General features: G+C 36.4%; 16 protein-coding genes and 1 riboswitch. Of the genes, 2 read left to right on the top strand and 14 right to left on the bottom strand.

Annotated elements, in window-relative coordinates:
• The 4 genes from AC3HD6_RS04780 to folE form a co-directional block, all read right to left on the bottom strand.
• Positions 1 to 204 (bottom strand): hypothetical protein (locus tag AC3HD6_RS04780; RefSeq protein WP_488895346.1); only part of this gene is annotated, 204 nt, incomplete at its 3' end.
• An 831-nt stretch (positions 205 to 1035) separates the two neighbouring features.
• Positions 1036 to 2502, bottom strand: coding sequence for a cysteine--tRNA ligase (gene cysS / locus AC3HD6_RS04785; RefSeq protein WP_488895347.1), 1467 nt, complete (start codon positions 2500 to 2502; stop codon positions 1036 to 1038).
• 123 nt (positions 2503 to 2625) lie between these two features.
• Positions 2626 to 3057, bottom strand: a complete 432-nt coding sequence (locus AC3HD6_RS04790; protein WP_488895348.1) for a DinB family protein — start codon at positions 3055 to 3057, stop codon at positions 2626 to 2628.
• A 3-nt stretch (positions 3058 to 3060) separates the two neighbouring features.
• On the bottom strand, positions 3061 to 3726 hold the full coding sequence (gene folE / locus AC3HD6_RS04795; RefSeq protein ID WP_045490962.1) for a GTP cyclohydrolase I FolE: 666 nt from the start codon (positions 3724 to 3726) through the stop codon (positions 3061 to 3063).
• Between the two features lie 99 nt (positions 3727 to 3825).
• On the opposite strand from folE, the gene AC3HD6_RS04800 reads away from it, so the two are divergent.
• Positions 3826 to 4977: a hypothetical protein gene (locus tag AC3HD6_RS04800; protein ID WP_488895349.1), complete on the top strand. Its 1152-nt coding sequence runs from the start codon at positions 3826 to 3828 to the stop codon at positions 4975 to 4977.
• Positions 4978 to 5109: 132 nt separating this feature from the next.
• Here AC3HD6_RS04800 and AC3HD6_RS04805 read toward each other — a convergent pair whose 3' ends face one another.
• From AC3HD6_RS04805 to AC3HD6_RS04840, 8 genes are all read right to left on the bottom strand, one after another.
• Positions 5110 to 6282 (bottom strand): hypothetical protein, encoded by a 1173-nt coding sequence (locus tag AC3HD6_RS04805; RefSeq protein WP_488895350.1) that lies wholly within the window; start codon positions 6280 to 6282, stop codon positions 5110 to 5112.
• A gap of 184 nt (positions 6283 to 6466) precedes the next feature.
• Positions 6467 to 7426: a methylenetetrahydrofolate reductase [NAD(P)H] gene (gene metF, locus AC3HD6_RS04810; RefSeq protein ID WP_488895351.1), complete on the bottom strand. Its 960-nt coding sequence runs from the start codon at positions 7424 to 7426 to the stop codon at positions 6467 to 6469.
• Positions 7427 to 7433: 7 nt separating this feature from the next.
• Positions 7434 to 10094 carry a methionine synthase gene (gene metH / locus AC3HD6_RS04815; protein WP_488895352.1) on the bottom strand — a complete coding sequence of 887 codons (2661 nt, stop codon included), beginning with the start codon at positions 10092 to 10094 and terminating at the stop codon, positions 7434 to 7436.
• Between the two features lies 1 nt (position 10095).
• Positions 10096 to 11187 carry a fatty acid desaturase family protein gene (locus AC3HD6_RS04820; protein ID WP_488895353.1) on the bottom strand — a complete coding sequence of 364 codons (1092 nt, stop codon included), beginning with the start codon at positions 11185 to 11187 and terminating at the stop codon, positions 10096 to 10098.
• Between the two features lie 83 nt (positions 11188 to 11270).
• Positions 11271 to 12281, bottom strand: coding sequence for a homocysteine S-methyltransferase family protein (locus AC3HD6_RS04825; protein WP_068940187.1), 1011 nt, complete (start codon positions 12279 to 12281; stop codon positions 11271 to 11273).
• Between the two features lie 98 nt (positions 12282 to 12379).
• Entirely contained in the window at positions 12380 to 13540 is a 1161-nt protein-coding gene (locus tag AC3HD6_RS04830; RefSeq protein ID WP_347217440.1) for an O-succinylhomoserine sulfhydrylase, read from the bottom strand.
• A 127-nt stretch (positions 13541 to 13667) separates the two neighbouring features.
• Positions 13668 to 15179, bottom strand: coding sequence for an ACT domain-containing protein (locus AC3HD6_RS04835; RefSeq protein ID WP_488895354.1), 1512 nt, complete (start codon positions 15177 to 15179; stop codon positions 13668 to 13670).
• 30 nt (positions 15180 to 15209) lie between these two features.
• Complete coding sequence (locus AC3HD6_RS04840) at positions 15210 to 16148, bottom strand: alpha/beta fold hydrolase (protein WP_488895355.1); 939 nt, start codon at positions 16146 to 16148, stop codon at positions 15210 to 15212.
• A 62-nt stretch (positions 16149 to 16210) separates the two neighbouring features.
• Positions 16211 to 16318: riboswitch (SAM riboswitch) on the bottom strand.
• Positions 16319 to 16506: 188 nt separating this feature from the next.
• On the opposite strand from AC3HD6_RS04840, the gene AC3HD6_RS04845 reads away from it, so the two are divergent.
• The gene (locus AC3HD6_RS04845; protein WP_488895356.1) at positions 16507 to 19122 is read left to right on the top strand and encodes an MGH1-like glycoside hydrolase domain-containing protein; all 2616 of its coding nucleotides are present in this window, start codon (positions 16507 to 16509) and stop codon (positions 19120 to 19122) included.
• A 220-nt stretch (positions 19123 to 19342) separates the two neighbouring features.
• Here the strand turns inward: AC3HD6_RS04845 and AC3HD6_RS04850 are convergent, their stop codons facing one another.
• The gene (locus AC3HD6_RS04850; RefSeq protein WP_347217964.1) at positions 19343 to 19762 is read right to left on the bottom strand and encodes an OsmC family protein; all 420 of its coding nucleotides are present in this window, start codon (positions 19760 to 19762) and stop codon (positions 19343 to 19345) included.
• Positions 19763 to 19828: 66 nt separating this feature from the next.
• Positions 19829 to 21151: a DUF58 domain-containing protein gene (locus AC3HD6_RS04855; RefSeq protein ID WP_488895357.1), complete on the bottom strand. Its 1323-nt coding sequence runs from the start codon at positions 21149 to 21151 to the stop codon at positions 19829 to 19831.
• Positions 21152 to 21192: the final 41 nt, after the last annotated feature.

A 21192-nucleotide genomic window follows, 5' to 3' on the forward strand; every position in this document is an offset into this window, starting at 1 on the left:
TATTGGATAAAAATTAAAAGTTTTTTTTTCGTTTGTTATCTTAGTAGATCTTACTGTTTCTGCCCATCTAAAGGCCCTTCTGCGCTTACTGATACTCTCGTTTTCAGTGGGGCAAAGATAGAGACTTCTTACATCCCCCGCAACTTTATTTAACATAAAGTTTACATCAGTATTACATTTGTGGATAAGTATTATAGATAACATATTGGTTTATTTATATTTATGTACTATTTTATACTTATCCACAATATTAGAGTTGTTTTTGAATACTGTAGAATGTCGTTTTAAACGCTGTATAATATGCATTTTATATATATGAATAATGAAAGCTATACATTATATAATATGATGGTGGCTTTCGAAAAAAAGCTTGAATAGGTTTTGGCTGTAGTATAAAAACTAGATTGATTATGGTGGATGCTTTATTTATATGGAGCAGCCTTGTTGAGATCCATACAGGATAGTAAAGTATTAGAAATAGAGCGACAATACAATCTGTGGTATTAAATAGGACTGTACAGGAAAGAAATAAAGATTAAAAGTTGGTGTTTATTATTTTTCCCCACAAATGACACAGATTTTCATAGAGAAGAAATGACAGGGTTACCACCCCGTCAAAAATTCAAAGAATTTTTGACACCCCCTCCAAAGGATGGGAATAATGGAAGCCGACCCATATGGATAATCATGATCATATTAATTGATGCCAACCTATTACCTATTACCTATTACCTATTACCTATTACCTATTACCTATTACTCATCATTTATAAATCCGTCCCCTACCCTAGCCCCGATAGAAACGGGTACCCCGCAACAAGAGTTGGAGAGGAGGAGGGTTTGAGGGTGGCCAGCTCAGTGTGAGGAGTATGAGTGGATAGCGGGAAAAAGCTCCTAAAAAATTGGAAAGATTGGAAAAATAAACCGTGAATAATAGTGGAAAGGGAAAGGGAGAAAAAAGAAATAAAAAAATTCCGTAAGAATCCTTTATAATAAGGTCCTTACGGAATGATTGTAAAACCGGAGTTTATATTTTTAATTCAGAACGTAAGATGTTCCGTCTCTTCCGTCTTTTAATTCTATACCTTCAGCTAGCAGTTTATCTCTGATCTGGTCTGAAAGTTCGAAGTTTTTGGATTTTCTTGCCTGGTTTCTCAATTCGATTAAAACTTTTAGAGTCTGATCCAATTTTTCATTATTGTTTTCCTCTATAGTCTGCAATCCTAGCACGTCAAAGATAAAGGCATTCAATGTTGACTTTAAATCTTCAAGATCTGCTGTTGAGATTGTTTCTTTGCTGTCATTTAAAGCGAAAATGTATTTTACGGCTTCAAACAAATGAGCGATCAGAATTGGAGAGTTGAAATCATCTGTTAATGCTTCATAACATTTGTTTTTCCATTCTGTAAGGCTGAATGCAGATTGTTTTGTGTCGTCCGGAGTAATAGAATTCAATACTTTCACAGCTTCCATCAATCTGATAAATCCTTTTTCGCTGGCGATCATTGCATCGTTAGAAATATCTAAGACACTTCTGTAATGTGCCTGCAGGAAGCAGAAACGAACAATTGATGGATGGAAAGACTTTTCAAAGAAATCATTATCACCTGTTACCAATTGCATTGGAAGAATATAATTTCCTGTAGATTTACTCATACGCTGAGAATTCATCGTCAACATGTTGGCGTGCATCCAATAATGTACCGGTGCAGCTCCATTGCAGGCTTTTCCTTGAGCAATTTCACATTCATGGTGTGGGAATTTCAAGTCCATTCCTCCTCCGTGGATGTCAAAAGTTTCACCTAAATATTTAGTACTCATAGCAGTACACTCAAGGTGCCATCCTGGAAAACCTTCTCCCCAAGGAGAGTTCCACCTCATAATGTGCGCTGGAGATGCTTTTTTCCAAAGAGCAAAATCTTGTGGATTCTTTTTCTCCCCTTGTCCGTCAAGATCACGGGTGTTTGCAAAAAGCTCTTCTATATTACGTTTTGAAAGTTCACCGTAGTTTAACCCTCTTTTATTGTATTCTAAAACATCGAAGTATACTGAACCATTGCTTTCGTAAGCGAAGCCTGTATCAATTAATTTTTGAGTAAGCTCGATCTGTTCTACAATGTGACCGGTTGCTGTAGGTTCGATATTCGGAGGAAGCAGATTGAACATTTCTAAGACTTTATGGAAATCCACAGTGTACTTTTGTACGATTTCCATTGGTTCCAGTTTTTCCAGTCTGGTTTGCTTCACAAATCTGTCGTTATTTACATCTCCGTCATCAGTAAGGTGTCCGGCATCAGTAATGTTTCTTACATATCTTACTTTGTAGCCTAAATGCATTAGGGTACGATAGATAAAATCAAAAGAAAGGAAAGTTCTTACATTCCCTAAATGCACATTGCTGTACACTGTAGGTCCGCAGACATACATTCCTACATTTCCTTCTAAGATGGGTTTGAATATTTCTTTTTCCGCTGTAAGCGAGTTGTATATTTTTAGTTGCATTTATTTTTTATTAAAAGATTCAATAGTTTTAAGATTCAAAAATTAGTTAAAATAAAAATCTGTCACAACAAATAATTGTTGTGATAAAAATTTTATGTGAAACCTTTTTAAATTTTATCATAATTAAATCGATTCTAAATGATGCTGCAAATGGTCTACATAATCCTTAATGATAAACTCCAGACTGAAAACCTGAGATTCTGTTTTGGTGGTATCACAAGTTTTCTGTAATGCTTCATCAGGAATATTTTCTACAATGTGAACAACCTGATAGTTTAAAGCTTTCCAAAGGTTAATTAACTCTGTTGTGGGAACATTCTGATAGTTCTGAGCCTTTACCCAAGCGTTCTGATCGTATACGATATTCTCGTTCTCTTTATATTGAGTGACTACAAATCTACGGATATTTGTAAAAGCACTGTCACAAAGATGGCCAATAATTTCTTTTTTTGACCATTTTTCGGGTGTTGATTTGTAATTCCATTCTTCTTCAGAAATTGCCTGGAACCTCTGAAGTTCTGCATCTATAATATTTTTAAGGATCTGGTAGTTCATTGATTAATCTAGTTTTGCATGGCTTCCTACATAATGTAAGAATTCCTGTCTTGTAATTGGATTGGTTCTGAAGATTCCGCTTAGTTCTGCTGTGATGGTAGAACTTGCAGTATCTTTAATTCCTCTACAGTTTACACAAAGGTGTTTGGCATCAATGATACATGCTACATTTTTTGTTCCCAGTGCTTCTTTCAGAGCTTCTACGATCTGCATGGTCAGTCTTTCTTGAACTTGTGGTCTTTTTGCATAGTAATCCACAATTCTGTTAATCTTTGAAAGACCAATCACTTCTCCATTGGAAATATATGCAACGTGTGCTCTTCCTATAATGGGTAAAAAGTGGTGTTCACAAAAAGAATATACTGTGATATCTTTTTCCACCAACATTTGGCGGTATTTATATTTATTAGAGAATGTAGAAATGCCCGGTTTGTTTTCCGGAAGAAGGCCTCCGAAAATTTCGTTCACATACATTTTGGCAACACGCTTTGGGGAATCTTTCAGGGAATCATCAGTCATATCAAGACCTAGGGTTTCCATAATCTCTCCAAAAAGCTCAGTAATTTTTTCTATTTTTTCCTGTGGCGATTTATCAAAAGCATCTTCCCTTATAGGCGTATGTTCTTTTCCAGTGAAAATATCATCGTCGTTATCAGTAAAATCAACCATTTTTATTATTTTGCAGCAAAAATACGGATAATATTGTTTCATCTATTTCAAATGGAGTGAAAATCATTATCTTTTATAACCTGCTCTGATTAAAACTATATGATTATTGTCGAAGAAGTACAAAACCAACATCACAAAAGGGAATTTCTGAAATTTCCCGCACAGCTTTACCAACACGACAAGAATTATATCCGCCCATTAGATCAACATATTGAGGAGATTTTTGATCCTGAAAAGAATAAGTTCTTCAGGAATGGTGAATGTAAAAGATTTTTATTTAAAAAAGACCATAAGATGGTTGGAAAGGTAGCTGTTTTTGTCAATAACTGTTACGAACAAAAACAGCCAACTGGAGGAATTGGTTTTTTTGACTGTATAAACGACCAGGAAACAGCTAATTTCATTTTTGATCATTGTAAAAACTGGCTTCAGAAAAGAGGGATGGAAGCGATGGACGGTCCTATCAATTTCGGAGAGAGGGATAAGTTCTGGGGACTTTTGATTGAGGGTTTTATAGAACCGTTGTATGGCATGAACTATAACTTTCCTTATTATAAAGATCTTTTTGAAAATTATGGGTTTCAGATTTACTTTGAACAGCTTTGCTTTACAAGACCCATATTTGCGGAAGTTTCACGGATTTTCACTATTGCTCATGAGAAAAACAGGAGAAATCCGGCCATCTCTGCACAACCCATGAAAAAGAATAACCTGCCTAAATTTGCTAAAGACTTTACGGAGGTTTATAATAAAGCATGGGCCGCCCATGGGGAGGGAAAACAATTGGAAGAAGGCAAGGTTCTGAAAATGTTCAATACCATGAAACCTATTATGAATGAACATATCTCATGGTTTGTCTATGAGAATGATCAACCTATTGCCATGTGGATCAATCTTCCGGACCTCAACCAGTGGTTTAAATACCTCAACGGAAAGTTTGGAGTTTGGGAAAAACTTAAATTTTTGTTTTTAAAACGATTTAAGAAGAATGAAAAAATGGTTGGGCTTGTTTTTGGTGTAGTTCCTGAATGGCAAAGAAAAGGAATTGATGGCTATATGATCTGGGAAGGCACTCAGCATTTGAGAAAGCATACAGATTTTACAATTACTGAACTTCAGTGGATTGGTGATTTTAACCCAAAAATGATTAAGATTGCGGAAACACTTGATACTACTGTGACGAGAAAACTGGCGACCTATAGATATTTATTTGATCGGAATAGGGAGTTTGAAAGGCATCAAATATTATAAATTCCTACTATAAAAAATTTAATATTCTCAACCACAAATAAAGAGAAGCTAAAAAAAGGTCTGTCTTCCAAAGAAAGTACTAAAAATTAAAGCCCCGGTTATGTTTATTAACAGGGGCTTATTATTTCATTATTATCTTAATCTTTGTATCATGATCAGACTTCGGTAAGAATTTCCTGTCCCTGGACTGGCACTCGCTATTGTTGTAAAATTATTTACTGATGGAGAGATCGTAAAGTCAAGAGGCTGTGCTGTTCCTGTTATATTAATGTAATCATCAAAAAAGAAAGTTGTGATCTGGTTGGAATTCACTGTAAAATTTGTAAATGAATATTCACTATTATTAACAATACTTTTTAGAAAGACACTATTTGAAGAACTTACAGAGCCAAAAGTCCCTATAAGCCTAACCTGCACCTTATAAATTCCCGGTTGAAGTAAAATCTGATCTGTGGTCCTGGATGGTGCTCCCTGCCCCGCTCCAACAGTAACACCTGCATTTATATTAAGCCCCACAATTGTATTAATGAAATTGGGAGCTGAATTAGGCGCATTGCCCATCTCAGCCGAGGTATCATGTGAATTGAATCTTAATGAGGCTTCTGTATTTATATTATATGTATTTGCATTGAGTCCTATTCTCAAAATCTGCCCTTCTGCGGAAATTGTATTGTTCTTGAAAACATCGCCATTATTATCAATCACCAAGCCGGTTGAAGCTGTACCCACAGGTAAAGTTGCCAGGCTTTCTAATCTTACCGGTGCCGAATTTGTATTGACATGAAATATTCTCTGTGGGCTAATGGTTCCTATACCCACTCTTTTGTTGGATGCATCTACTGAAAAGGTAGTCCCATCCACTGAAAAGGCATTTACAGCTGTTCCTGTAAATGACAGAGTATTTGCATTTTGTGTGACAATTCTATTTCCTGAAAGGCTTCCGTTTGCACTATAAATATTAGTTGAAACAAATGAATTATTTGCTGGATTATGCAGCTTTACCCATATTGTTCCATTATAGTAATAATAGCCTTCTTCATCCACATTTACTGTTTTTCCGACTTGCATACCTGTGGTTATATTGTTTATATAAACCAAAGTAGAAGTTGAAATTCCGGTCATGTTTTGTGCTCTTGCACGGTCTAGTCTTGGAATTAAAAGACCATCTACACCAGACGAAGTCCCTGTACTGTTTTTGGCGATAATGTCTAATGTGGCCTGAGGATTAGCTATTCCTATCCCAACCTGTCCAAATGCAGTACAAGTCAATGATGGGATACAAAATAAAAGGAAAATTTTTTTCATAATATTGTTGTTTTTTTATGTTTGTGACGAAAATACAATAAAAAATAATATTTTAAATTATCTAACACCTCACCTATTTAACTAAATATCAGTTAGTTAAATAAAAAAAACAACAATATTAATTAATTATTCTGATCCTATTCCTTTAAATATTCAAACATTAGTATAATTTTCAGATTTTTTTTTAAAATAATTCTCCTGCTATTTTTTTAATATTATCACTTTTCCCCATAGAGTAAAAGTGTAAAACAGGAACTCCGAAATCCAGAAGTTCTTTGCACTGGGCAATGGCCCATTCTATTCCGATCTGCTTAACTGCATCATTATTTTTTGCGTTCTCCACTTCATTGATCAATTCTTCTGGAAGATCTATTTTGAAAACCTGTGGCAAAATTTTCAGATGTTTTTTGGTAGCAATCGGTTTTATTCCTGGAATGATAGGTACTGTAATTCCCATTTCTCTTGCCTTTTGTACAAACTCAATGTATTTCTTATTGTCAAAGAACATTTGAGTTACAATATAATCTGCTCCGGCATCTACTTTTTGTTTCAGCCATTTCAGGTCATAATTCATAGAAGGTGCTTCCATATGTTTCTCAGGATAGCCTGCTACTCCGATGCAGAATTTATTCAGTTCATCACAAATCTGTTCTTCGTTGTGAAGGTATTTTCCTCTTCCCAGATTATTAATTTGGTTCACAAGATCCATGGCACTGGTATGACCGCCTTGAGTAGGTTCAAAATACTGATGTCCTTTCATTGCATCTCCTCTTAATGCCATCACATTATCAATCCCAAGATACATACAGTCTACTAAAAGATATTCTGTTTCTTCCTTGGTAAAACCTCCGCATAATAAGTGTGGTACGGTATCTACATTGTATTTATGCTGAATGGCTGCACAAATCCCAAGAGTTCCAGGGCGCATTCTTGTGATACGGCGCTCCATTAGTCCATTTCCCTTATCTAAATAAATATATTCTTCTCTTGAAGTAGTAACATCAATGAATGGAGGCTTGAATTCCATCAACGGATCTATATTTGTGTATAGATCCTCAATACCAATTCCCTTTTGTGGAGGAACCACTTCTAAGGAGAATAAGGTTTTTCCATTTGCGTTTTTAATGTGTTCTGTTATCTTCATATCAATTTTAATCTGCTAAATTTGGTGACAACCATTTTTTCGCTTCCTGGATGCTACAGCTTCTTCTGTCAGCATAATCCTTAAGCTGGTCTTCTGTAATTTTTCCTAATCCGAAATATTTGGCATGCGGGCTTCCGAAATAATATCCTGAAACAGATGCTGTCGGGAACATGGCTAAGCTTTCAGTAAGGAAAACGCCTGTATTTTCTTCTACTTTTAAAAGATCCCAGATGGTTTTCTTTTCCAAGTGGTCAGGACAAGCAGGATATCCCGGAGCTGGACGGATTCCTTTATATTTTTCAGCAATCAGTTCTTCATTGCTTAATTCTTCCTGAACGGCGTATCCCCAATATTCTGTTCTTACTTTTTTATGTAAAAATTCTGCATAAGCTTCTGCAAAACGGTCTGCCAGTGCTTTTACCATGATCGCATTGTAATCATCATTGGCTTTTTCATATTCTTCAGCTAGCTCATCCGTACCGAAACCTGTGGTTACACAAAATGCACCCATATAGTCTGTCTTTCCCGAACTTTGTGGAGCAATGAAGTCGCTTAATGCTAGATAATCTTTTCCTTTTGACCTTTGAGCCTGCTGTCTTAGGGTTAAAAACTTAGCCTGTTCATTATTATTTTCATCAAAAATCAGAATATCATCTGATTCGTTGGAGTTCGCTTTGAAGATTCCGAATATTGCTTTTGCGGTCAATAGTTTTTCATCCAGAATTCTCTTTAAAATAACCTGTGCATCTTTGAACAGTTCCTTCGCTTGTACTCCCACAACCTTATCTTCTAAGATATTTGGATATTTTCCGTGGAGATCCCAGCTTCTGAAGAATGGTGACCAGTCGATGAAAGGTAACAATTCTCTCAAATCCTGATTTTCGATTACCGTTATTCCTAGATTATTTGGTGTGAAAATTTCTTCGTTTTCCCAATCTACTTTGAAGCGATTTTCTCTGGCTTCTTCAATAGAAACATAATCTTTATCCACTTGTCTGTTCAGGAATTTCTCTCTGAAATCAGAATAATCATTCTTCAGATCAGAAACATATTCTTTATTTCGGTCTCCCAATAATGAACTTACTACGTTTACGGCTCTTGAAGCATCGTTAACGTGAACTACTGCATTTTTATATTTTAAATCGATTTTCACTGCGGTGTGTGCCTTTGAAGTCGTTGCTCCACCAATTAATAATGGAAAATCTAGATTTTGCCTTTCTAATTCCGATGCGATGTATACCATTTCGTCCAAACTCGGTGTAATCAAACCGCTTAATCCGATGACATCTACTTTTTCAGCAATAGCAGTCTGAATAATCTTTTCAGCTGGAACCATCACCCCCAGGTCAACAATTTCATAATTGTTACACCCTAAAACTACACTTACGATGTTTTTTCCAATATCATGAACATCACCTTTTACAGTTGCCATCAGAATTTTTCCGTTAGCTGGTCTTGATCCGTCTTTTTCAGCTTCAATAAAGGGCTGTAAATAGGCAACTGCTTTTTTCATTACCCTTGCAGACTTTACGACCTGTGGCAGGAACATTTTTCCGCTTCCGAATAAGTCTCCTACTACTCCCATTCCTGTCATCAGATTAATTTCAATAACATGAAGTGGTCTTTCTGCCAATAATCTTGCTTCTTCTACGTCTTCTTCAATAAAACGGTCAATTCCTTTTACCAAAGCATAAGTAATCCTTTCCTGTAACGGATTATTTCTCCACTCAAGGTCTTCAGTCTTTTCTTTTTTGACTGATTTATGTTTTTCAGAATAATCCAGAAGCCTTTCTGTAGCATCTTCTCTTCTGTCAAGGATTACATCTTCTACAAGCTCCAGCAGTTCCTTATTAATCTCATCGTAAACTTCCAGCATCGCAGGGTTTACAATACCGATATTCATCCCAGCTTGAATGGCGTGGTAAAGAAATACAGAGTGCATTGCTTCTCTTACGGTATCATTTCCACGGAATGAAAAGGATACATTACTCACTCCCCCACTCACAGATGCATAAGGAAGATTTTGTCTTACCCAGCGTGTCGCTTCGATAAAATCGATGGCATTTTTTCTGTGCTCATCCATTCCGGTAGCTACAGGAAAGATATTTAAGTCGAAAATAATATCTTCTGCCGGGAATCCTATCTGGTTAACCAGGATATCATAAGAACGTTTTGAGATTTCAATTCTTCGTTCAAGATTGTCTGCCTGCCCTACCTCATCAAATGCCATTACAATAACTGCAGCTCCATATCTTTTGATAGCTTTGGCGTGTTTGATAAATTCTTCTTCACCTTCTTTTAAGCTGATAGAGTTAACCACACATTTTCCCTGTGCTACCTGAAGACCTGCTTCCAGAATTTCCCATTTGGAAGAGTCTACCATGATTGGAATTCTTGCAATATCTGGTTCTGATGCGATTAAGTTCAGAAATTTAATCATCGATGCTTTTCCATCGATCAAACCGTCATCAAAGTTGACATCAAGAATTTGTGCCCCTCCTTCTACCTGGTGGCGGGCAATATCTAATGCTTCAGAGAATTTTTCCTCTTTGATGAGTCTTAAAAACTTTTTGGAACCGGCAACATTAGTTCTTTCACCCACATTGATGAAATTACTTTCCGGTGTTATGATAAGAGGCTCAAGGCCTGATAATCTTAAATATTTCATTTTATTCTTCTAAAATATAGTAGGCATTATTTGCATTCTGCCTCAATAGATCTCTGTGCTTGCCTAAAGCCGTGAACAGAGGAAACCTTTTATATGCCAAGCCATGTTCTTTAGCAAATTCTTCTATCTCTTCTGTGATCTCATTGTAATACATATAACTGTAATTGGGGAAAAGGTGATGGGCCACATGGAAATTAAAGTTCCCTAATACATTTCTTACCAACCAATTATTTTCTTTTAAATCATTGGTCACCTCAAACTGGTGATGAAGCCAGCTGAATGGGAGACCATTATCTTTATTCAACCTTGGAAAAGCGTTGTCTGGAAGCGGATGCAGCGGTAATAAAACAAACAGTGCAAAAATGCTTGCTGCAATCACCTGTAAAAACCAAGCCCCTAAAGCCAGCCCAATTGATACTTTAAAGAACACAATCGGAACTACGATTTGATAAAAAAAGTAAAACAGCTTATAACTCACCATTTTTACTTTTTCAACGACAGGTATTCTCCCCTGGGTTTTCAAAATCACTCTTTCCTTGTCAAAGAAGTCCCTAAAGTCTCTTATGAACATCCAATTGAACAAATACAACGGATATACTAAAAAGAAAAACTTATGCTGATACTTCTGAACTCCTTTTGCCTTAATCCAAGGCACTATTAACAACAAACCACTCTGCTCAATATCAGTATCCCAACCATCCACATTCGGATAGGCATGATGACTTGCGATATGCCTTTTCTTCCAGATATAGGAATTCGCTCCTACGAAATCAAAAATGTGCAACACCACTCCATTCAGCTTTTTACTTTTAAAGATATTATTGTGTGCGGCTTCATGGATCAGATTTAAATAAATTAAAACCAGAGAAATTCCCATTAAAATAAAACTCAGGATATACACCCAATGTCTTTCGGCATTCAACACTGCGAAGAAATATAAACCAATATAGATCAGTGGGAGAAAAACTGCTTTGATCCGAATATAGATATCCCTGTTTTCAGGAATCGCTTCTACCCTTTGGTTCACTTTCTTTCTCAGTTCATTAAATAGCTTGGCATCATCTAAATCTTTTAAGTAACTCGGCTTTTCCATTATATTAAATTTTGTGATTTATTTAAAGATAATATTTATAACCCAGCCTTCATTCTTGATTTTAATTAAAAAAATCTATCTAATCACACAAATTCCTTCAATTTTCTTGGCTCATATTTTTCTACCAGCTCCGCAATCGCTTTGATATGCTCGGGCGTAGTACCGCAGCATCCGCCAATAATGTTAATCAATCCTTTTTCTGCATATTCTTTGATCTGTCTGGCCATATCTTCCGGCGTTTCATCATATTTTCCGAAGGCATTCGGCAATCCTGCATTCGGGTAAGCTGAAACATAGAATTCTGAATTATGAGCCAATGTTTCCAGGTAAGGTGTTAACTGATCTGCTCCTAAAGCGCAGTTAAAACCAACACTTAACAAATTCAAATGAGAAACAGAGATCAAAAAGGCTTCAGCAGTCTGTCCGCTCAAAGTTCTTCCTGAAGCATCGGTAATGGTTCCTGAAACCATGATTGGGATTTTAATTCCTCTTTCTTCCTGAAGTTCATCAATCGCAAACAAAGCTGCTTTAGCATTAAGAGTATCAAAGATGGTTTCTACCAACAGGATATCTGAACCTCCGTCTAATAATGCTTCACATTGCTGTTTGTAAGCCACTCTCAGTTCTTCAAACGTTATGGCTCTGTAACCAGGGTCATTCACATCCGGGCTTAAACTTGCCGTTCTGTTGGTTGGGCCAATAGATCCTGCTACGAATCTTGGTTTATCCGGAGTCTTAGCAGTGTATTCATCACACGCTTTTCTGGCAATTTTTGCAGACTCATAGTTCAGGTCGTATACCAGCTCTTCCATGTGATAATCTGCCATCGCAATGGTAGTTCCTGAGAATGTATTGGTTTCAATGATATCAGCTCCTGCTTCCAGGTATTTCTTATGAACTTCTTCAATCGCCTGTGGCTGTGTAAGGGAAAGCAGGTCATTATTTCCTTTTACCGGATGTTCCCAGTCTTTGAAACGTTCACCACGATAGTCTTCTTCTTCAAACTTGTAGCGCTGAAGCATGGTTCCCATCGCTCCGTCTAGGACGAGGATGCGTTCCTTGAGGGCTTTGTTTAGTGATTCTATATTTGTCATCTCTTTTATAGTTGTTGAGTGAGGATGATAATTTGATAGTTGGTTGATAGAACTTCGTTCTATCTTGGGTTAAATCGCCCCGTTGGGGCTCTTTGTGATTAATCTAAGGCTTGTTTTAAGTCTGCGATGATGTCGTCTACATTTTCTAAACCTACTGAACAACGAACTAATCCTGCTGTAATTCCTACTTCGTTTCTTTCTTCGTCTGACAGTTTGGAGTGGGTTGTAGATGCCGGATGGGTAACAATCGTTCTTGTATCCCCTAAGTTGGCAGAAAGTGAACACATTTGGATCTTATCCAGGAAGTTTCTTCCGCCTTCTATTCCGCCTTTTATTTCAAAAGCAACAATATTTCCTCCTAGTTTCATCTGTTTTTTAGCTACTTCATAGTTTGGATGGGATTTCAGGAATGGGTATTTTACCAATTCAACATTAGGATGACTTTCTAAAAACTCTGCAACCTTTAATGCATTTTCGCAGTGTTTTTCTACACGGATTGCTAATGTCTCCAAACTTTTTGATAATACCCATGCGTTAAAAGGAGACAATGCAGGTCCTGTATTTCTCGCAAAAAGATAGATTTCTCTGATCAGGTCTTCTTTTCCTACTGCAATTCCTCCCAATACTCTTCCCTGTCCATCGATCAACTTCGTTGCAGAATGTACAACAACATCTGCACCATATTTGATTGGCTGTTGAAGATAAGGTGTTGCAAAACAATTATCTACAATAAAGATTAGGTTATGCTTTTTAGCAATTTGTCCGAAAAACTCCAGATCCAGGATTTCAATTGCCGGATTGGTAGGCGTTTCAAGATATAAGATCTTTGTATTCGGTTTAATATACTGTTCTACATTCTCTGCATCTTCTGCTTTGAAGTAGGTAGTTTCAATATTCCATTTTGGAAAATACTTTGTGAATAAAGTGTGAGTAGATCCGAAAACCGACTGACAGCTTACGATATGATCTCCGGCACTTAACAAAGCTGCAAATGTTGAATAAATAGCCGCCATTCCTGTTGCAAAGGCATAACCTGCTTCTGCACCTTCCATTTTTGCAATCTTTTCGGTAAACTCAGATACGTTCGGATTAGAGAAACGACTGTAGAGGTTTTTGGGTTTTTCTTCAGCAAAGCTCGCTCTCATATCTTCAGCATCCTGAAAGATAAAGCTGGAGGTAAGGTATAATGGTGTGGAATGCTCATCAAACTGAGATCTCTCTGTCTGGGTTCTTATTGCTGATGTTTCGAAATTTTCCATATAGTTTTAATTTGTCAATTTACCAATGTATCAATCTAACAGTTTCACAATGAGATTCTTCGATTTGCTCAGAATGACAATAACCAACATTGGTAAACTGTTACATGGCTAGATTGTTACATTAATTTTATTTTGTTTCACTTAGTCTTAAAATATCCCCGAATACTCCTCTCGCTGTTACCTGTGCTCCGGCTCCGGCTCCCATAATCACAATTGGATTTTCACCATAACTTTCTGTATAGATTTCAAAGATGGAATCTGACCCTTTCAGCTGTCCTAAAGCTGATGTTGCAGGGACAGAAACCAATTTTACATCCAACTCGCCTTTGTCTTTCTGTAAATCTCCATGTAAGTCTCCTACATATCTCAGCACATGACCAGGCTCCTGATTTTCCTTGATCTTCTGGTATTCTTCATCCAGCTCATCTAATCTTGAAAGGAATTCAGATTTTGAAACTTCAAGTAAGCTTTCCGGAACCAGATTCTGAATATTGATATCTTCGAATTCATTGATCAAGTCTAGTTCTCTTGCTAAAATCAATAGCTTTCTTGCTACATCATTTCCTGACAGATCTTCTCTTGGATCCGGTTCTGTGTATCCTTTTTCAAGAGCTTCGTTGATAATTGTGGAAAACTTATCATTTCTCAAAGAGAAGTTGTTGAAAACATAGCTCAATGTTCCAGAGAATACTCCTTTGATTCTTGTTATATTTTCTCCTGAAAGGTGTAATAATTTGATGGTATCAATTAACGGAAGACCAGCTCCTACATTGGTTTCATACAGATAACGTCTGTTGTTTTTACTCAACGTATATCTTAGTCTTCTATATTCTTCGATAGGAAGAGTGTTAAAGATTTTGTTGGAAGAAACAAGGTCAAATCCATTTTCAGCTAATGCATGATAATTTTTTACAAAATCCTTACTTGCAGTATTATCTACTACAATCAGATTCTCTAATTGATTTTCGTTGGAAAAATTAATCAGTTCCTCAACGTCTGAAGAATGTTCTGCTGTTAAAACCTCATCAGACCAATTATGATCGAATCCTTTTTTGTTGAATGCTATTTTCTTTGAATTCGCTACTGCAACCACTTTCAGATCTACTTTTTTACGTCTTTTGATCTCTTCTGAAGATTCAAGGACTTGCTGAATTAATGTTTTTCCTACATTTCCATGGCCAATAATTGCAAGATGAACGGTCTTCGGTTTTTTGAAGATCTCAGATTCTATAATGTTTCTTGTTTTTTCATCCTGTGAAGAAGTTACTACGATGTTTACTCTATTTTCACCGGCAACCTGATTTAAAAGCAATGGGAAAACATTGTTTCTCGCTAGTTCTGCAAAAACCTTATTGGAGTCTTCTGCTACAAAGCCAATTACAGAAACATTATTGATACTATATATTTGAGATACTTTTCCTGATTTTCTTTCTGCTTCAAATTCATCAATCAGACAAGCTACTGCCTTTTCAGCATCATTTTCGTGAACCAGAATAGAGATTCCGTTTTCAATAGCTTGCTGAGAAATGACTCCCACACTGATACGCGCTAAAGTAAGCGCTTTAAAAATTCGTCCATCAATTCCGATTTCCCCTAAGAAATCTTCTCCTTCAAATTTGACAATTGATCTATTCTTCAAAAATTTTATTTCTTTAGCATTTTTCATTACTTATAAAATGTTTTTTATGATATTATTTAATTGTTGATATTCCATTAGGAAGGCATCATGCCCGTGTATAGATTGGATCTCGTGATAAGAGATATTCTCCTTTTTCTTTTTCAGATTCTCAAAACACATTCGGATTTCAGAAGCCGGGAAGAATAAATCTGTATCTACGGAGATCATGTGCATTCGTGCTTCTATGGTCTCCAGAACTGTTTTATCAGTATTGATATTCATCAGCAAATGATTCATCAGCTTATACGCTTGTAAACTAAATCTTTCGTTTAATGCGTTACCATGATAAACCAGCCAGTCTTCCGATTCCAGGCGTTGCTTGTCCTGATTGTATTTATTTTGAAATCTGTCGTTAAGTGATTCAGGAGTTCTATAGCACAACATCGCATGGATTCTTGCTTTTTGTAATGGTTCTTCTTTATCATTCAATAAAAATTTCTGAACCATACATTGTGCATGAAGCCAATCATGAGTTCTGTAATCGCAGGCAATGGGAATAAAAATTTCTGCCAGCTTTGGTTGTTTTGCTAACATTTCCCATGCAATTCCCCCACCCAAAGAGCCTCCAATAATGGCGTATAGATTTGTAATATGTAAAGCTTCCAGCCCTTTCAGAAAGATATTGGCTATATCTGAAGGGGTAAAGTCTTCATAATCTTCAATTAAAAAATGATCGTATCCATTTCCAGGAATATTAAAACACAGAACTGTATATTTATTGGTATCAATGATTTGATTTTCTCCTACCAGTTGTTTCCACCAGCCTTTTTCTCCGGATACATTCGAATTTCCGGTAAGGGCATGGTTGATTAAAATGACAGGAGCTGTAAACAGGTCTTTCCCGAAAAGCTCATAGCTTAACGAGATATTGTATTCCTTTTGGGAATGGGTTTGATACGAAAGATTAATATAGTTTAGTTCTGTTTTCAATTCTATTATATATTTTAATACAATTGAAAATGCCACAGGAAATGGCTGAAAAGAACTTCAGTAAGTTATCTGTCCAAAATAATTTTGGTAGAACGTAGCACCTTCTTTGCTTGCGCAAAGGGTTGCTAAGGTTTCATAGGGTCTAATCCCTCAACCTTTCTTGATAACATTTTCAATATTTGAATGAACGAATGGTGCAAAGGTAGTTCTTTTCTTTTAAAATCAAAAAAAAATTAATTTAATATTTAAAAAAGCCCTTAAATACTAGTATCTCAAGGGTATATTAATTATTCTTCAGACAAAAATAATTGGAATTATTTTTCAAAAAAACTACCTTCGTATGGAAAAATGATGATATATGATCGCCGAAAAAGAAAGATTACAAGATACCAAATGGAAAAACTGGGGACCTTATGTAAGCAACCGGCAATGGGGAAATGTAAGAGAAGATTATAGCCCGGACGGGAATGCATGGAACCACACCAATCATAATAACGCAGAAAGCTATGCCTACCGTTGGGGTGAAGAAGGTATTGCTGGAATTTCTGATGTAAAACAGCTGTTCTGTTTTGCTCTTTCATTCTGGAATAAAAGAGATAAAATCGTTAAGGAGCGGTTCTTTGGTTTGAGTAATCCTCAAGGGAACCATGGTGAAGATATCAAGGAAATTTTCTATTATCTGGATAATACACCTACTCATAGTTATATGAAGATGGTTTATAAATATCCAATCAATGAATTTCCTTATGACGAGCTTGTTGCAGTAAACGGAAAACGCAGCAAACAGGAACCGGAATATGAGATTTTTGATACCGGAATTTTTGATAACGATGCTTATTTTGATATTTTCATTGAATACTGTAAAGCTGATCACAATGATATTCTGGTCAGAATAACAGTTTGTAACCGAAGCCAACAAGATGCACCCATAGTAGTAGCTCCTACTGTCTGGTTCAGAAATAACTGGAAATGGGGATACAATACCTATAAAGCTGACATGCATGCTTCTTATGACGGAAGTATTAATATTGAGCACGACAGTATTTCTATTAAGAAGTTTTATTCAAGAAAAGACAATATACAAAGGGTATTCTGTGAAAATGAAACCAATACCCCAAAGCTGTATGGAGCTCCACAGGCAGAAAACACTTATTTCAAAGATGGGATCAATGATTTTATTATTCATCGCAGCAATACAGTAAACCCTGAAAAAAGAGGAACAAAAGCTTCTTTTTTAATTGATGAACTCATTGATGCCGGACAATGTGAAACCTTTGAATTCAGACTTTGCCCTGAAGCCACTGCTGAACCTTTTGAAAATTTTGATGAGATTTTTACCACAAGACAGGCTGAAGCAGAAGAATTTTATAATGAAGTTCAAAATGATACAACCAATGAGGACGAAAGGAATGTTCAAAGACAGGCTTTTGCAGGACTTCTGTGGAATAAGCAGTTTTATCATTACAATATTGGCAAATGGCTGAAAGGGGATCCGAATTTCGAGGCTCCGAGAAATTTTAACAACTATGTAAGAAATACAGAATGGAACCATCTTCACAATAAGGATATTATTTCCATGCCTGATAAATGGGAATATCCTTGGTATGCAACATGGGATCTCGCTTTTCACTGTGTTCCTCTGTCTATCATTGATGCTGAATTTGCCAAGGGACAGCTTTTACTCCTTACCAAAGAATGGTATATGCACCCTAACGGACAGCTGCCAGCCTATGAATGGAATATGAGTGATGTAAATCCACCAGTACACGCTTGGTCGTGCTTCAGGGTATTTAAGATTGATGAAAAAAATAATGGAAAACCCGATTTATTATTCCTTGAAAAAGTCTTCCAGAAACTTCTTCTGAATTTTACCTGGTGGGTGAACCGAAAGGATAAAAACGGAAAAAATATTTTCGGGGGCGGTTTCCTTGGGTTGGATAACATCGGAGCCTTTGACCGAAATATGGTGTTAGAGGATGGACAACACCTGGAACAAGCTGACGGAACAAGCTGGATGGCAATGTATGCCCTGAATATGATGCGCATTGCCATGGAATTGGCCCAATACTACCAGGTATATGAAGATATGGCCATTAAATTCTTTGAGCATTATCTTTATATCGCAGAAGCTATGGAAAATCTGGGTGAAGGAACGAAAGGTCTATGGAATGAAGAAGATGGCTTTTTCTATGATGTTCTTCAGCTTGGAAATGGAAACAGCGTTTCTTTACGTTTAAGAAGTATTGTTGGATTAATCCCTCTATTTGCTGTAGAAATTGTAGATCACCGCCTTCTGGAAAAGATGCCGAACTTCAAAACCAGAATGGAGTGGATTTTAAAAAATAAGCCTGAGCTCACCAAACTTGTTTCTCACTGGGATGAAGAAGGCCAGGGAAGAAAACACCTGATGAGTATCCTTCGCAAGAACAGGCTGACAAAAGTATTATCGAGAATGCTTGATGAAAAAGAGTTCTTAAGCTCTTACGGAATCCGCGCCATGTCTAAAGTATATGAGGAAAATCCATTTGTATTCTCTGTTCACGGCCATGAAAATGTAGTGTATTATACTCCCGCGGAAAGTGACAGCAGAATGTTTGGCGGTAACAGTAACTGGCGTGGCCCTATATGGTTCCCGATTAATTTCCTGATTGTAGAAAGCTTACAACGCTTTCATTATTATTACGGGAATAGCCTGAAAGTAGAATTCCCAACAGGAAGCGGTGAAAAGAAAAACCTGGATGAAGTGGCTCAGAATATCAGTAAAAGGCTTTGTTCTATCTTCTTAAAAGATGAGCATGGACAGCGAGCCTTTAATGGGGGAAATCCAAAGTTCAATTATGATGAGCATTTCAGAGACTATATTACCTTCTTTGAATACTTCCATGGAGATAATGGACGTGGTGTAGGTGCTTCTCATCAGACTGGATGGACGGCTACTGTTGCGAAACTTATAAAACCAAGACTTACCTTTTAATGAGCAATGAATAATAAATAATGAGTAATAAAAAAACCGGGATATTTCATCCGGTTTTTTTGTATGTATATTTTTGCATGAAGCCTATGTGCCAATGTCGTAAGAATTTTTAAACCACATAGGAGGTACATAGCTCTTGGGGGACATATTACTCATCAATTATTTTATTCGTGCATCCACCGCCAAATAAAAAATGAGGCTTAAAGGCCTCACTATAGTTTTAAATTTTTTCTCCGTTTACAAATACTTCGTATCCTATTTCTACATTAGGTTCTAATGTTTTTGATACAGAACAGTATTTTTCAAAAGATAATTCTGCAGCCTTTAAAGCTTTCTTTGGATCAATTTCTCCTTCTAAAAGAAACTTCACCATAATTGATTTGAAAGGTTTAGCATCATCTACCTGAACTCTCTCCCCCTCTACTTCTGCCTGGAAACTTTTGATTTCCTGACGCTGCTTCTTTAAAATAGAAACTACATCTATTCCACTGCATCCTGCTACTGCCATCAGCACACTTTCCATTGGAGAAACTCCTTTAGCACCCGGCTGAGAGGTATTATCTAAAAGGATCGAGTTTCCCTGGCCGTTTGTACATTCAAATAAAAAGTCGTCGTTTATTCTATTAAGTGTTATTTTCATTGTTGCTTATTGCTTATTGCTTATTGCTTATTGCTTATTGCTTATTGCTTATTGCTTATTGCAAAATTATAAAATTCCTCTGGCTTTTATCTCCAAATATTTATTGATAACATCGATATTCAAATTCTCAGGAAGAGTATATACTGTGTAAATACCATACTTTCGGAGTTCCTGAATAATCAACTTCTTTTCAAATTCAAATTTTTCAGCTACAATTTCATCATAGATTTCCTGCATGCTTTCAGGGTTCTTGTTAATAAGAGTCTGCAATTCGGAGTTTTTGAAGAAGACTACAACCAGCAAGTGGTTCTTGGCAATTCCGCGAAGATATTTTAGCTGACGGTTTAATCCGTCCAACGTTTCGAAATTGGTAAATAAAAGAATGAGACTTCTCTGATTGATAGAATATTTTATATCCTGGTATAATCTATTGAAATCGCTTTCAAAGAAATCTGTTTTAATATTATAGAGGGCTTCTGATATTTTCTTAAGCTGCCCGGATTTATTTTCGGCGGCTATTTTATTCTCAGCCTTTTTCGAGAAAGTCATCATTCCTGCTCTATCTCCTTTTCTTAGAATAATATGAGACAGAGCCATGGTTGCATTGATTGAATAATCTAAAAGACTTAGACCTTTAAAAGGCATCTTCATCGTTCTTCCTTTATCAATCAGCATAAAAATACGCTGTGATTTTTCATCCTGAAATTGATTTACCATCAGGCGATTGGCTTTAGAAGTCGCTTTCCAGTTAATCGTTCTAATATCATCTCCCGGAACATACTCTTTGATTTGCTCAAATTCCATAGTATGCCCTAGTTTTCTTACCTTTTTGATTCCACCCAGAAGAAACTCACTCTGTAAAGCCATCAACTCATATTTTCTGAGATGGATAAAAGACGGATAAGACGGCAGCATTGCATCTTTCTGGAAATTAAATCTTTTCGAAACAAACCCTAAAGGTGATGAAGCATACACATTAAGACTTCCGAAATGATATTCTCCTCTTTCTTTGGGTTCTAAACTATATTGAAAGAATGTGTTGGCACCCGCATTAATTGGCTTTTCAATTAGAAAATCTCTTTTCTGAAACTGAAACGGGATTTCATCAATAATCTTAGTATTGATTGTAAAGCTGTAGTTATTTTTAATATCAATCTTTACAAAGTTTTCATCGCCATTGGACAATTTTTCCGGTAATATTCTTTGTGCCTGCACAGCATTTTTTTGATTAAAAATCAACAAATAGTCAACCATCACTGCAAGAAAGCAGAGTAATAATGCAATGTGGCCTACCCACATCAGCACCGGAAAGAAAAATGCCAGAACATACAGAATCCCCACTCCAATGAGTGTAAAGAAGAAACGGGTATTGATGTATAAGTTTTTCATTGTTTAGGTGGCAGGTTGCAGATTATAGGTTTTAGGTAGGT

The organism is Chryseobacterium sp. II3a (assembly GCF_057815135.1).